The organism is Phyllobacterium lublinensis (genome assembly GCF_020164435.1).
In the GTDB taxonomy this organism is placed as follows: domain Bacteria; phylum Pseudomonadota; class Alphaproteobacteria; order Rhizobiales; family Rhizobiaceae; genus Phyllobacterium; species Phyllobacterium lublinensis.
The window spans coordinates 56,689-69,788 of the sequence record NZ_JAIUDQ010000010.1 but is presented as its reverse complement, the minus strand read 5'-3'; the positions used below and the strand labels follow the sequence as shown (position 1 = coordinate 69,788).

The window sequence follows — 13,100 nt, the reverse complement described above, 5'->3', positions numbered from 1 at the left end:
GTCGAAAACTCCCTCCCCGAATTAGCTAAGAGCGATTTATGGAATGCCGAAACACCTCGTGTTAACGGAGAGGTAAAAGGCTCGGGAAATGTTCAATTTCTTCAGAAAAAGGCCAAGGCACTCATTTCCGTTGCAACCAGCGCTCGCGATGGAAGTCTTCAAGAGCGTGGTCTCCGATACCGAAGAGGCATACAGGCAAGCTGGTATAACGTCGCTAGACCAAGGAGAAATAGGCGCGTTTGGGTTCGCGACGGTTCATGCTTTTGCGGTTGTCCTCCGCGATCAGAACGATACCCAGGACGATCTGTTTCGCGAACAGTTATTGCAACTCATGGACTACGTCATAGACCGCTATCACGAGCACAGTTTGATGCCGCGGGAGCAATTCAAAAAACTCTGTTGGTCGCGATACCCATACTACTTCGACATCTTGCTGACCTATCTCGGCGACACGGAAGAAAGAAAGTCCGAGTACGCACCAATTCGTTTCATGAACGCTCTGAACCCCTACTTCGTTGTGGGCGAACATCGCCAGGGGAATCCGTCTGTCGGACAGAAGCTAATTAGCGTGTTGTGGCGGAACTTGGGTCGCTGCGCGGATTACCAAAACAAGCACAGGGTGAGATAGAACTATACTGGAGGGGCCACTGCCGTGCCTCATGGCAAGCTTCCAAGCGTTAACCACGACGAGAGGTATCGCCTGCGAGTCCCCGACACTGAAATGGTTTTGTGCGAAGAGTTCGCCGCTCTTCTGCCCGCCTTGCGTGCCGCGAGTTGTCTTTATCAAGGATCAGCCAGTTGTGGTTCTCGCGACCAGTCTTTTGTAGCGCGGATGATCGCGGATCGGATCGAGGTCAGGGTCGCTTTGCCACCACATGATTTGCTTGGTTCTTGGAATGGTCTTCTCGAGGAGGTCAAGTGCAGATTCAGGTTCGTCCATGATCAAATACGTGCAAGCAATATTATACAAGGCGTTGAGGTCGTCCGGATCGATTGCCAGAGTCCGTGCCGCCCATTCCTTGGCGCGCTCACGCTCGCCTAAGTGCGCCAATGCAAGCGCACCCAGTTGAGCGGGGCTTGAATTCTCCGGATGAAGATTGAGTTCGCGTTCGGCCCGATCCAGCCCCAGTCGAGCGACTCTTGTCATATCCGCATGACGATCGAGCGAGCGATAAACACTCGCCAGCAGCACGGCAGAACGGTAATCGTCGGACCTCACTTGCGCTGCGTGCTCGAACAATTCAGCTGCACGATCAAAATCACCCTGTTCGAAAAAGAAACGGCCGTAGAAGTAGTTGGCCTCGTGCAGGTCAGGGTCCAGCGCTAGCGCCCGGTCGAATTCGCAGGCAGCCTCCCCTCGCCGTCCGTCATACTGGAGCGCAAGGCCGCGCGACGCGTGAGCGTCGGCGAGGTCGGGATCAAGTTCAAGTGCCTTAGCACTTGTCGCGAGAATGGTGTCGATAGAGACATCGGCATATTGCCAGGAATAAAGCACCGAGTCGCAGTTGGCTATGCCAGCGTAGGCGCGCGCATAGCCAGGATCGATCTCAGCCGCTCTTGCGAACATGCGCCGCGCCAGGAGCATGTAGGACTTGGAACACATGTGCAGAAACTGCCTGCCTCTCAGATAATAGGTATACGCTTCGACGTCCTCGGTAGGAGTAGCGTTGATTGCCTCTTTCTCGTCGGGGAGCAGTTTGATCTTCAGCTGATCGACGATGGCGTGGGTGATCTCGTCCTGAATTGCAAAGATGTCGGTTAGCTCACGGTCGTAGCGCTCTGCCCAGTGGTGACTGCCGTCTCCGCCGTCGACGAGCTGTCCGGTGACCCGAACGCGCGAGCCCGCCTTCCGGACACTGCCCTCCAGCACGAACCTGACACCGAGTTCCTGGGCGACCTGCTGTATCTTCACTGGCCTGCCCTTGTAAGTGAACACCGTGTTACGAGCGATCACGTGCAGCCCGGAGACTTTGGATAGATCTGTAATGATGTCCTCGGTGATCCCGTCGGAAAAATACTCCTGTTCAAGATCACCGCTCATATTGCTGAACGGCAGAACCGCAATCGACGTCCTTCTGGGCGCGGCTGACCCGCTCTGCGTGAGCAGCTTGGCACGACTTGGCGGGGTTTGGTTCAAGTTCACCCGATAACAGGCAATTGGTTCTGTAATATTCTTCACCAACTGCTCGCCCATTGGCTCGAAAGCATAGGCCAGCTTCTTCTCGACCTCCTTCAATACCTTACCTGAAACGCAAATGCCCCCAGGGTCGGCAAGGCTTTGCAGTCGGGCGGCAATGTTCACACCTTCCCCATAGCGATCCTCGCCTTCAACAATCACTTCGCCCAGGTTAATGCCTATGCGAATTTCGATGGGATTGCTTTCAGGGAAAGTGGCGTTGCGCTCTATCATGCCACGCTGAAGCGCGGCCGCACATTCAACAGCATCGAAAACACTGCCGAATTCCGCCAGCAGACCGTCTCCCATCAATTTGAAAATGCGCCCATGATATTTACGGACTTCGGGGTCAAACAGATCCTTATGGCCTGCCCTGAGTCGCTCGAACGTGTCAGCTTCATCCGCTTCCATAAGTGCGGAATAGCCAGCGACATCAGCAGCGAGAATGGCTGCAAGCTTGCGTTCCATGAACCGTCCCATTCGTGCCCTGAAATAGATTATAGCATAGGAGGAAATAGCAGGCTCGGATGATCGCAAAGCCTGCGATTCAACCGCATTAAGCATCCTAAATTTTGATAAATTGCGAGCGAATTGCAGTCAAAATCATCAGGTGCAACTGTCACATACCCTATCTGCACCAGGTCGCTACGCCGTTGGCCGAGATGATCTGTCATCAGCGAACCATGGCGAATGCAGACCGTGCCTTAGTCAATCGCCGCTTTGAACAAGTCGGCGTGAGTGGGGATTAGGGTACGTCCTTAATTCCGGCCCGACCGCCAAAGTCAGGTGTGGCGATCTCCGCTTCCAAGCACGAGATCGTCGATGGAAATACTCAGAGGTCTGGCAACTTTCGAGGGCATGTTGCTCGCCACAGCGCCTGGCAGTTCCCCTGCGATTGTCATCATCGTGCAGCGTATGGAATTGGCGACTACTACTACAGGCCTGAAAAACACGACCATACAACTCTTGCAATTGCGCCATTCGACACCCACGTATCCAATCCACCCGTAAATGAGACTGAGAGCAGCCAGCAACGACGCTCGTCTATCTCCGGGATAATACGGCGCTCCTCGGCAACGGGTTGAGCGCCGTATTTTTGGGGGTGGACGCAAAGACGCCACTAATTCGAACCTCCCTACACAGGGTGGTGCTCTGGGTAGCAGCAATCCCTTGTTCCCGGCGACAAATCATCACCCTTCAATAGCTATCGAATGAAATCGTTAATCCAGTATCAAGTCTCTGGAGCTAGGCTGGCAAAAAATATCATGAGCGGAAGCCGATCCAACGATGCTGACTGTACTGGGATGTGTTGCCTTTGAGCATAACGTTTGGCTGGTGCTCGTTGCAGCAATTGTTTGTGTGGCTGGCTCCTGGGCCATCATCCGCCTGTTTCAACGAACCACTGGCACAACAGGTCTGCAACAAGCCGGATGGCATTTCCTGACCGCCGTGGCAGCCGGGTCATCGATTTGGTGCACCCACTTCATCGCTGTGATTGCCTATGAACCGGGTGTCCCGGTTAGTTTCGATCCAGTCCTGACCATCGTTTCCCTGCTGATCGCCATGGCAGGCGCTGCCTTGGGCTTTATCGTGGCGGCAAGCGGAGTGACGCGGCTGGCCGCGATTGTCGGTGGCGGCATCGTGGGACTGGCAATATCCGCCATGCACTACACGGGCATGTTGGCATACCGCGTGCAGGGCATCATTTCGTGGGACATGTCCTATCTGGTGGCATCGATTATACTGTCGGTCGTGTTCACAGCCATGGCGCTGCACTTCGCACTGCGCCGCGCCTTCTGGGGCGACAAGTTTGTGGCCACGGGCGTGCTGGTGCTCGCGATTGTCAGTTTGCATTTTACGGGTATGACCGCGTTTCGGGTTTCGCCTATGCTGGTCGAAGGTGCATATTCAAATCCCGACGCCCTGCACGCGTTGGCGCTGGCTGTAGCCTTAGTTGCGTTGATCATTGTTGGTACAGGGCTTGCCAGTTATCTCATCGATGACAGTGTGCGGGCGGAATCCTACCAGCAACTGCGCCACTTGGCGCTGAACGACAGCCTGACGGGCCTACCCAACAGGGCAAGTTTCAACGACTATCTTGACCGCGAGGTGGAGAGCGCGCGAGTTGCAGGGGGCAAGGTTGCCCTCGTCGGTATCGATTTAGACCGCTTTAAAGAGATTAACGATCTTCGGGGCCATGGTGCCGGGGATGAGGCGCTCAGGATTCTTGCCCAGCGCATGACCAACCTGTTGCGTGAGGGCGAGTTCGTAGCGCGTCTCGGCGGCGATGAATTCGCCGCCATTCACCGCACACGATGCCATGCCGATCTTATGGATTTTCTGACTCGGCTCGAAACAGCGCTCTTCAAGCCCATTCGCTTGGACGACTATGAAGTAACGACCGGTGCCAGCATGGGCGTTGCCGTTTATCCCGACAATGCCGACAGCACAGGAACGCTAATTAGCAATGCCGACCTTGCGATGTATCGAGCCAAGGCTGACGTGAGCACAGCGATCTGCTTTTACGAGCAATCGATGGATGAAACGATCAGGGCTCGCAGAGCCTTGGCGAGCGAACTTCGGGAGGCCATGGAGAATGGCCAACTCGATGTCCACTATCAGGTGCAGACGTCCGTCTCCACCGGAGAAATTCGTGGCTATGAGGCACTGCTGCGCTGGAACCATCCTAGACATGGGTTTATCCCACCCTCCGAGTTTATCCCGCTAGCTGAAGAAAACGGCCTAATCCTGCAACTGGGTGAATGGGTGCTGGCAACTGCATGCAACGAGGCAACATCCTGGGAGCAACCTTATAAGGTTGCGGTCAATCTGTCTCCGATCCAGTTCGCCCATGCCGACCTACCAACTCTCGTTCATCAGGTGTTGCTCCAAACGGGACTGCCTCCGACGCGGCTGGAACTGGAATTGACGGAAACCACCATCTTTGCCGACAAAGCCCGTTCGCTGCATATCCTCCGGCGGATCAAGGCGCTCGGTGTAACCATAGCGCTCGATGATTTCGGGACGGGCTATTCCTCCCTGGAAACATTGCGGGCGTTTCCGTTCGACAAGATCAAACTGGATCGCTTCTTTATGAGCGAAGTCGAGACCAGCCCCCAGGCGAAGGCGATAATCCGGGCAGTGTTGGCGCTTGGCAAAAGCCTGGATATCCCGGTTTTGGCCGAAGGTATCGAGACGTCGGGCCAGCTTTCCCTTCTGAGCACGGAAGGGTGTGACGAAGCGCAAGGCTATTATCTAGGACGCCCTGCCCCTCTTGAGCAGATTGTCACCAGCGGACAAATCACCCTGACGGGTTCGCACGATCTCAGGAGTACAATGGCGGAGAGTTGTTCCCCAGACACGGCTCCGGTCTTCACTTCAACCGCTCGCGTGGCTACATAGCGGTCACTCACTTTCAAAATCTCGCAGCGAGTACCAAAGCGTTTCGACTCGTCTGGATTATGTCGTGCGCTTTGGTCGGAATGTAGCTACGACCTGCAGTACGCCACCATGTGCAGCGCCTCTCTGCCACCATGAGCGGCCAGAGCCTCGTCCTACGCCGTTACCGTTGAAATATAAAACGCCAAGTGGGAGTTTCACCGTTTCCCTGCGTCTAAAGCAGGAGAAATCGGGAGACAAATATATCGTCCTCGCTGAGATCGGGAGCGGCGATTACCAATACTATCCTATGGAGCGCTATGAGTTCATGGAAGCTGCGAAAGGATGAAGCAGGTGGTCAGTCTTTCAGTCCACCCCCAACTGTCGCCGAACGAGGCTAAACAGGTGGCGTAGCGCCGCGTCGGGCCGCAAAATAGCCCCAAGCCAACAGGACGATGACCGCTCCGACAATTCCTCCGATGAGGCCTGCGCCTTCGCCGGACTGATACCAGCCCAACGATTGTCCGAGAAAAGTGGCAACCATCGCCCCGACGATCCCGAGAATGGCTGTCAGAACGAAGCCGATTGGCTCACTCCGGGAACCGGGAACGATAAACTTCGCTATAGTCCCAACGACCGCTCCAATTATAATTGTCCAAACGATACCCATCGATCCATCCTCGACAAAATCAGATCTGCAATGACAAGCGTGGTATTGGCGACTACCACTGCGACGTTTCATCCTGGGTCGGCACCCGACCCTGCGGTGTCAATTTGTCCACAGCGGTCGGCAAAACAGCCTTCAACCTGGTCAATAGTTCGTCTCTCGAAAGACCCGTCTGGCCTGCGAGTTGATCGATGACATCGGATCCAAGCGCGTCGGAAATCTGCGTCGTTTCCACGGGTTTGTTAGGCCCAGTCTGAACCCATGAATCTGCCACATCGCGGTTCCCGCTGCCGGTGAAGCTTTCCAGCAATTCTCCAAGTCCTCCGGAAACGCCTTGGGTGCCGCCGCCCCCAAATAACCCACCCAACAGACCGCCAAGCCCTCCGGCATCACTTGATGCGGTACTGACATCGGGATTTGGTTCATTCTGAGGGTTGCCAGCTTTTTGTCCAGTGACCTGCCCCAAGAGTTCACCAAGCTTATCTCTGTTCTGCCATCCTGCTACAGCCAGCATGGCCAACAGGGCCGTCATTCGAGATGATGCCATTTCTACCTCCCGTTAAAATCCGCCTGTGACGGATACCAACTTACTGGAATGTCTGCGCTTTCGGCATTGAGTTCTGGTTCGTCGCACGGACACATACCCTCGTTGCATTTTTGTGAAATACGATTGCAAACCTATAACGCAGGCATGGCGGGATTCGTTGCATTTTGGGTGGTCAGGTCGACACTTCCATAAGGCGTACCAGAGTGAACAGTGGTCAGCCGAAGCAGAACGACGGATAACGGTACTTATCGGGCATTCGTCCTTGAGAGCTTGCCATATGGCACACCTACACCATAGGTATGCCTTGCCTGTGAAAGTCGTTGTCTTTGGTGCAGCAGAATCCACTGGGCGACTTGTCGTTGAGTGCAGGTCACCTCGTCACAGCCTTGCAGCCCATCTTTCTTTCCCCGGTCGGCGAAGTCTCCATGAGTCGTGGCGAACGTCTGGCGTCTGGCCACCGGAAGAAGACCGATACGCCGCACTTTCCCCATCCTAGTGCTTTGTTGACGGTCGGCTAATACGCAGCGGCCACCTCCCGCCGCCATGGAGTAATTGCATTTCCGGATTCGCTGGTCGCAATCGGCAGTCTTGAGTATTTACTCCACTCGTCCAGCATGGCATCGACCGCAACTGTAAGGTCATCCAGCACTTGCCGGGCATTATGGTGGTTCCTTTTGTAAACGTCGAAAAAAAGGGAGTGTTAGTGTCGCCAATCTCCTGGAACAAAAATAGAGTCTCGGAGTGCGGATCATTCAGGAAAGCCGCAATTTTCTGGTCTGTTATGAGCGCTCTACGCGCTCGCCAGCATCGGTCGCCTCGAAGTCAAGGATGGTCGATTTCGCAACGGGGCGGAAGCGTCGGCCTTCCTCGACGCGTCCAAGCCGACCTATCGCGAGCCTCATCCTTTCTTGCAGCTAACTTTATCACCAGCATCATTCAGAATTGTAACGGTAACGTACTTTCAGCCTTCAATCTTTTCCTGCGTAGTGCGTGAGTTGCCACGAGCGTTCTGACAGTCAATGGCAGGATGACCGATTTGCGCCGGATAGCCAAACCGCAGTATCTGACAATAGTGGCTTGCCTGATCGCAGGACTATTGGGAGCCGCCTTGGCGTTCTCGGGCGCAAAGATACTTGCATTGAACGCCGCCCGCGCCGAGGCCGATCTATACGCTGACAACCTCGCTCGTCGCGCCGAAGCAATTGCGCGAGAAACCGACACGATTCTTGAACAAGCGAACAACATACTGGGCGTTGCCTGCTCACAACCGGATCTCGCCAATCTGCGGAGGATTGCTTTTGGTGCTCGTTACGTGAAGGATATGGGACGTCTGGTGGACGGACGATTGACGTGCACCACATCTCTCGGCGCGATCAATCCTCCGCTTCTGGTTGGTGAGCCCGACTTCATAGGCGACCGTGGCCGCAGAATTTGGGTGAATCAGCGGCTGATTATCGCCCCCGACGTTATTGGAATGATTATTGAGGGAGGAAATGCAAACGCCGTAGTTTCGCCTGGTGCATTCCTCGATCTGGAGTTTCCCCCGTTCCGCTATTCTATCGCTGTGGTGAATTCGCGCGAGCGGACAGTCATGCGCTCGTGGGGCAACAAGATTGTCGATGATGAGGTGCTCATAGAAGGTGGGAACCGCACGGTGGACCATGAAGGTGATCTGATCAGCATCCGTTGTCCAGTACCCTATCCCATTTGTGCCGTAGCTGCATTGACCCGTACCGAGGCCATTGCAAGACAGTCCGGTTTCACAGTGGCGCTGGCGGGTATAGGCGGCGCTGCCGGCATGCTCTTCGCGTTGAGCGCGTCACTGCTGATACGCAAACCGCGGACACTGATCTCGCGTCTCATGGAGGCTCTGCGGGCAAGGGAACTGACGGTGGTGTATCAGCCTATTGTTGACTTGCCGTCAGGACGGATGGTTTCAGCGGAGGCTCTGGTAAGATGGACCGACAGGAATGGTGAGACTATTCGACCGGACGTTTTTGTTGCAGCCGCAGAGGCCGAGGGTTTGGCCGGAGAAATTACAGTCTATGTCCTTAGAGAAATCGAGCGCTCCGCTCGGTCGCTCCTGCAGGCCAATCCGGAACTGGTAGTGACGGTCAACATTGCCGCCGCTGATTTTGACGATGACAACTTTTATGCGGTTCTGGATGATATCGTGCAATCTGGGATCCCGGCGACACAAATCGGTATCGAACTCACCGAACGCTCTACCGTGGTTCGGGAAGTTGCCATTCCGGCGATAACGAGGCTGCGCAAGGTCGGTCATCCCGTTTACCTCGACGATTTCGGCACGGGATATTCCAGCTTATCCTACCTTCAAGACCTTGGTATAGATGCAATTAAAATTGACAAGGCATTTACCGACACGGTGGGAACTGATTCGGTAAAAGTGTCGATCACGCCACTGATACTTGAGATGGCGCGGACCCTTCGCCTCAAAGTGGTGGTTGAGGGTATCGAGACAACTGAGCAGCGTGATTACTTTGCGAAGGCCTTACCGGGCTGTCGCGGGCAAGGGTGGCTTTTCTCCCGCCCACTCACCCTCACCCAACTCATCGCGTTTTATGAATGAACCTTCCCGGCGCCACAGGCGAGGAAAAGGCCGATACCCAAGAAATGTCGTGCCCGCTTCAGGGCCGGTCACAGCAAAGGGGCCGATACCAAGGCCTGAGTACACCTGCTTTTGGGAGGCTCGCCAGTGGCGGTTTGGTAAGTGCAAGTATCAAGTCACCCGGGATAATGCATGTGTGTCGTGATGTTCCGAGCTGTCGTGACAATAGGCCATGTCACCCGTTTGGGGCTATCTGAGATACTCACGTCCATGCGGCTCCTGCAACGGAGAAGAACCCTGAAGATATCACGAGCATTTCCGGTTGGTCCAAAGGTCGCCGCCTGGGGCTTGGTGTGCCGGCGGGGCACCACACGCAGCGGCGCGCGGCCTTCGGGATTGTGTTTCTGCAATTACTGCATATTTTTTGTTTGTTTCGTATGTACATCACATTTTCCCTTGGCCCAACGAAGTATTCGAAGGCGAATTCGATTTTTTTATTTTAGTCTCGAACCCGGGGGATTGTGATTTACGCCGGTATGGCAGATATCATCGTTCACCCCGGGCGCAATCATGCGCCCGAGGCGAACACCTCTCAGTGATATAAAGCGGACTGGTCATGCCTCCAATATGGCCATTTCTATAAATAAAACAAGCGAATGCGACCTTCTGTCCAATGATTCGGATCCACGAACGCACAGGCCCAAAGCTGCCAACCCTATCTGAGACCTTGACTTTCCCGTCGTAACAATCAAGTATTATAACGAAATGCGAAGTTATGTATTTATCTACCGAAGTGGATATCGCCTGCAAATGTTTACGGTTGCTAATTATTACGAAAGAATAATTTTCAGGGTCTGCCCCATCGCGGGAGCCTGACCCCCGACGCGGCCGCCAACGCGCCGCGGTCGCGGGGTAGCGCAGCAGGAACGGTGCGTTGAGCACATCCATATTTCCCAAATAACGACGCCCGGAAACGCGAGGACGCTGAAGCGTGTCCGCGAGTACACCGGAGTGAAAGTGAAGATCATGAAACATTTAAAGAAGCCACGCAGGCCGGCGATTGTGATCGGCAGGACAGATTATGAACGGTTGAACAATCTTGCCTTCGCCGCGGCAGATCGTATTCCCGAAATTTCCGACGGCCTTTTGATCGAACTTGAACGCGCACGTGTGGTTGCCGACGTCTCCGTGCCGAAGAATGTGGTGCGCATGGGGTCATCCGTTGAGTACGAGACTGACACGGGAGACGTGCGAACGGTAACGCTCGTGTTCCCGGGTGACGCAGACATCGCGGAGGGGAAGATATCCGTCCTCACCCCTATCGGAACTGCCCTTCTCGGCCTGGCTGTTGGTCAGACGATGGACTGGACCGCGCGGGATGATCGCAGGCACAAGCTTACCGTCTCGGCGGTAACGGATCATCGGACCAACATGGGAGGATTCCGTTCTACGGCAACCTCTGACCTTTTCACGTAAGGAGCGATCATGGTCGACGTTTTGGTGTTAACCGCTCTATTGAATGGCGCGGTGAATTATCCGGCAGGACATCATCCCCTGATGTGAACCGTCTTTTCAGATAGTCTCACATCAGGGGTGCTTTCCCATATGTTTCTGGAAAAGTAAGCCGGAACCGGGGCGGTTTCCGGCAGGAGATTGTCATGTTCAAATCAAATGCCTGTCAGCTCACCACCAAGGATTATTACACGTTGCAAACCATGCAGGACGACATGTTCCTGAAGGATGAATTGATGCGGTCCATTCTCAGGGACAAGCTTTCCAACGCAACCGTGACATTCCCGGAAGATATTCCACCCACCGTCGTAACACTCAACAGCCGCATCAGCTATCGCATCGATAACACCCTCCTTGAAAATCGTGTTGTCGCGCACAATCAAAAGCGCGGGATTGTCGGTATGACTCTGATATCGATTACCGAGCCGCGTGGACTGACGTTGCTCGGGTTAACCGAAGGACAAAGCGCCGTCGTCTGGAGAACACCGGAAGCGCCTGAAACGGTCACGGTCGAGAACGTCTTTTATCAACCCGAGGCAGAAGCGCGGCGCTTGAGAGAGCGCATGCAAAGAATGGAAGAGGCAGAGCGGGAACAGTCAAACATGTTCCAAATGCGGGTTCGAGCATTGGCGCTCCCGACAGATAGAACGGACCCAGGACAAAGGTTGCCATGACCACAGTCGTGACCAGCATGCTGGTTGCCATTGCCAACTTATGAGCAGATTGGGTTCAGCCGGACGAGACGCGATGATGCGCGAATTTTCAACGCGGACAACAAGTCGCCCGATCTAACCGTCGGGCCTCACCTCTCACGAGAGTATCTTCTTTCAGAGTTTCCTGCGCCACTCGGCCACTTGCCCTACTGTTGTCCGGCATTTTTCCACGGGTACGATCCTGGAATCCGCTTTAGCCGTCCAGCCAGGCGGCGAGGCTGTCCAGCGTCTGTAGCCCGTATTCCACCGCGCCGAAGCCAATGACCACCCGCCGCCGCTCGCGGCTGGGATGGAGTTGGCGCATGGTCAGCACCGTCTTGCCGTCGGACTGCTCATCGAAGGTCACCGTGGTGCGGAAACGGTCGGGGTCGTTGGGCTCGGGCGTGCCGTAGTCCATCACGATGCGCTCGTTCGGCACGATCTCCAAAAAGCGCATGAGGTTGGGGAAGCGCTGCTCCCGGCCCTCGAACAGGCCCACCATGTCGAACCGCCAGACCCCGCCCTCGCGAATATCGGCTTCGTGGGTCTCGATGCTGAGTCCGGTCGGACCGTACCATTGGCCAAGCGCGCTAGGGTCCATCCAGGCGGCGAAGACCTTGTCGCGTGGGTGGTTGAGCAGCTTCACCAACACGATTTCGCGGTCGAGCGACCATGTCTCAAACAGGTTTGCCATTGCCTTCGTCATCCTCTTTCATTTTATCCAAGTAGACTTCCAACTGATCAAAACGCTCCGCCCAACGCCGACGCTCCGCATCCATCCAGTCCGCCGCCTCGTCAAATCGCGCCTGCACCAACTTGCACCAGCGGCTGCGCCCGCGTTTCTCGCTGACGATCAGCCCGCAATCCTCCAGCACCTTGAGATGCTGGGCGAAGGAGGGGAGCGCCATGTCGAAAGGATCGGCGAGGGTGCTGACCGATACCTCGCCCTCGGCCAGCCGCGACAACACCGCACGGCGGGTAGGGTCGCTGAGGGCGTAAAAGGCGAGGTCGAGGGGGGTCGAATGGTAAGGCATATGCCTTAGTAACGTGAGCAAGGTGGGGCTGTCAAATTAAAAAGGTACTTGCCTTAGTATTCAGATCGCTTCCCATCGCGAGCACTTGGAGTTAGCTCAGCTTCGAAGGTACATGATCACCGCGGCGTGGAAAGATTTTGGCGACTTCGCTTATGGGAACCTCGATCGAAATCAGTGGATCATAGCATTTCCAAAACTGCAGTTCGTAGACGATTGATTTTTCGCGGTAAGGATGCAGGTGCAATAAATCCGTGCTGCCAATAATGTACTTGAGCGCCCCGACGTATTCCCCCAACGTCAAGTCCGGATTGTGTCTGACAGCAAGTTCGAGCCAACTCACTGTCGGCTGTGTGCGCTCAGCGGCCAGCAATAACGTGATCAGACCCAGTGTGGGGCTGCGTGGGGGGGTGCAAGTCATAGAAATCTCCCAAACCTCCCCCGCGCCAGAGATGCGGTCTGAGAAAGGTTTGGTCAAATTAAATTTAGTACAGAATTTCGCGTTTTGATGCGGGATTATTCAGCAAT

The 13,100-nt window shown here is 55.1% G+C and carries 12 protein-coding genes; 6 read left to right on the top strand and 6 right to left on the bottom strand.

Annotated elements, in window-relative coordinates; translation table 11 throughout:
- The first annotated feature begins 88 nt into the window (after positions 1-88).
- Positions 89-628 (top strand): hypothetical protein, encoded by a 540-nt coding sequence (locus tag K9U38_RS13760; protein WP_224494909.1) that lies wholly within the window; start codon positions 89-91, stop codon positions 626-628.
- Between the two features lie 162 nt (positions 629-790).
- Here K9U38_RS13760 and K9U38_RS13755 read toward each other — a convergent pair whose 3' ends face one another.
- Complete coding sequence (locus K9U38_RS13755; RefSeq protein ID WP_224494908.1) at positions 791-2,644, bottom strand: TPR end-of-group domain-containing protein; 1,854 nt, start codon at positions 2,642-2,644, stop codon at positions 791-793.
- A gap of 354 nt (positions 2,645-2,998) precedes the next feature.
- On the opposite strand from K9U38_RS13755, the gene K9U38_RS13750 reads away from it, so the two are divergent.
- Together K9U38_RS13750 and K9U38_RS13745 are read left to right on the top strand one after the other, a co-directional pair.
- A complete protein-coding gene (locus K9U38_RS13750) occupies positions 2,999-3,187 on the top strand; it encodes a hypothetical protein (protein ID WP_224494907.1) in 189 nt (62 codons plus the stop codon).
- 276 nt (positions 3,188-3,463) lie between these two features.
- Positions 3,464-5,578: a putative bifunctional diguanylate cyclase/phosphodiesterase gene (locus K9U38_RS13745; protein ID WP_224494906.1), complete on the top strand. Its 2,115-nt coding sequence runs from the start codon at positions 3,464-3,466 to the stop codon at positions 5,576-5,578.
- A gap of 373 nt (positions 5,579-5,951) precedes the next feature.
- On the opposite strand, the gene K9U38_RS13740 is transcribed toward K9U38_RS13745, so the two are convergent.
- Positions 5,952-6,224 carry a GlsB/YeaQ/YmgE family stress response membrane protein gene (locus tag K9U38_RS13740; protein ID WP_224494905.1) on the bottom strand — a complete coding sequence of 91 codons (273 nt, stop codon included), beginning with the start codon at positions 6,222-6,224 and terminating at the stop codon, positions 5,952-5,954.
- Between the two features lie 52 nt (positions 6,225-6,276).
- Positions 6,277-6,768: a YidB family protein gene (locus K9U38_RS13735; protein WP_224494904.1), complete on the bottom strand. Its 492-nt coding sequence runs from the start codon at positions 6,766-6,768 to the stop codon at positions 6,277-6,279.
- 1,138 nt (positions 6,769-7,906) lie between these two features.
- On the opposite strand from K9U38_RS13735, the gene K9U38_RS13730 reads away from it, so the two are divergent.
- The 3 genes from K9U38_RS13730 (at position 7,907) to K9U38_RS13720 (ending at position 11,523) form a co-directional block, all read left to right on the top strand.
- Positions 7,907-9,358 (top strand): EAL domain-containing protein, encoded by a 1,452-nt coding sequence (locus K9U38_RS13730; RefSeq protein WP_224494903.1) that lies wholly within the window; start codon positions 7,907-7,909, stop codon positions 9,356-9,358.
- Positions 9,359-10,363: 1,005 nt separating this feature from the next.
- Positions 10,364-10,813, top strand: a complete 450-nt coding sequence (gene rnk, locus K9U38_RS13725; protein ID WP_224494902.1) for a nucleoside diphosphate kinase regulator — start codon at positions 10,364-10,366, stop codon at positions 10,811-10,813.
- A 182-nt stretch (positions 10,814-10,995) separates the two neighbouring features.
- Positions 10,996-11,523 (top strand): GreA/GreB family elongation factor, encoded by a 528-nt coding sequence (locus K9U38_RS13720; RefSeq protein WP_224494901.1) that lies wholly within the window; start codon positions 10,996-10,998, stop codon positions 11,521-11,523.
- A gap of 232 nt (positions 11,524-11,755) precedes the next feature.
- Here the strand turns inward: K9U38_RS13720 and K9U38_RS13715 are convergent, their stop codons facing one another.
- The 3 genes from K9U38_RS13715 to K9U38_RS13705 all read right to left on the bottom strand — a co-directional run bounded on the left by K9U38_RS13715 (position 11,756) and on the right by K9U38_RS13705 (position 12,993).
- On the bottom strand, positions 11,756-12,235 hold the full coding sequence (locus K9U38_RS13715) for an SRPBCC family protein (RefSeq protein WP_224494900.1): 480 nt from the start codon (positions 12,233-12,235) through the stop codon (positions 11,756-11,758).
- On the bottom strand, positions 12,219-12,575 hold the full coding sequence (locus tag K9U38_RS13710) for an ArsR/SmtB family transcription factor (RefSeq protein WP_224494899.1): 357 nt from the start codon (positions 12,573-12,575) through the stop codon (positions 12,219-12,221). Before K9U38_RS13710 ends, K9U38_RS13715 begins: the two co-directional genes overlap by 17 nt.
- Positions 12,576-12,666: 91 nt before the next feature.
- On the bottom strand, positions 12,667-12,993 hold the full coding sequence (locus K9U38_RS13705) for a hypothetical protein (protein WP_224494898.1): 327 nt from the start codon (positions 12,991-12,993) through the stop codon (positions 12,667-12,669).
- Positions 12,994-13,100: the final 107 nt, after the last annotated feature.

What these genes read in the sequence shown, in the direction of transcription:
- K9U38_RS13760 (WP_224494909.1), top strand. Translation starts at nt 89, where the DNA reads ATGTTCAATTTCTTCAGAAAAAGGCCAAGGCACTCATTTCCGTTGCAA.
- K9U38_RS13755 (WP_224494908.1), bottom strand. Translation starts at nt 2,644, where the DNA reads ATGGAACGCAAGCTTGCAGCCATTCTCGCTGCTGATGTCGCTGGCTAT.
- K9U38_RS13750 (WP_224494907.1), top strand. Translation starts at nt 2,999, where the DNA reads ATGGAAATACTCAGAGGTCTGGCAACTTTCGAGGGCATGTTGCTCGCC.
- K9U38_RS13745 (WP_224494906.1), top strand. Translation starts at nt 3,464, where the DNA reads ATGCTGACTGTACTGGGATGTGTTGCCTTTGAGCATAACGTTTGGCTG.
- K9U38_RS13740 (WP_224494905.1), bottom strand. Translation starts at nt 6,224, where the DNA reads ATGGGTATCGTTTGGACAATTATAATTGGAGCGGTCGTTGGGACTATA.
- K9U38_RS13735 (WP_224494904.1), bottom strand. Translation starts at nt 6,768, where the DNA reads ATGGCATCATCTCGAATGACGGCCCTGTTGGCCATGCTGGCTGTAGCA.
- rnk (WP_224494902.1), top strand. Translation starts at nt 10,364, where the DNA reads ATGAAACATTTAAAGAAGCCACGCAGGCCGGCGATTGTGATCGGCAGG.
- K9U38_RS13720 (WP_224494901.1), top strand. Translation starts at nt 10,996, where the DNA reads ATGTTCAAATCAAATGCCTGTCAGCTCACCACCAAGGATTATTACACG.
- K9U38_RS13715 (WP_224494900.1), bottom strand. Translation starts at nt 12,235, where the DNA reads ATGGCAAACCTGTTTGAGACATGGTCGCTCGACCGCGAAATCGTGTTG.
- K9U38_RS13710 (WP_224494899.1), bottom strand. Translation starts at nt 12,575, where the DNA reads ATGCCTTACCATTCGACCCCCCTCGACCTCGCCTTTTACGCCCTCAGC.
- K9U38_RS13705 (WP_224494898.1), bottom strand. Translation starts at nt 12,993, where the DNA reads ATGACTTGCACCCCCCCACGCAGCCCCACACTGGGTCTGATCACGTTA.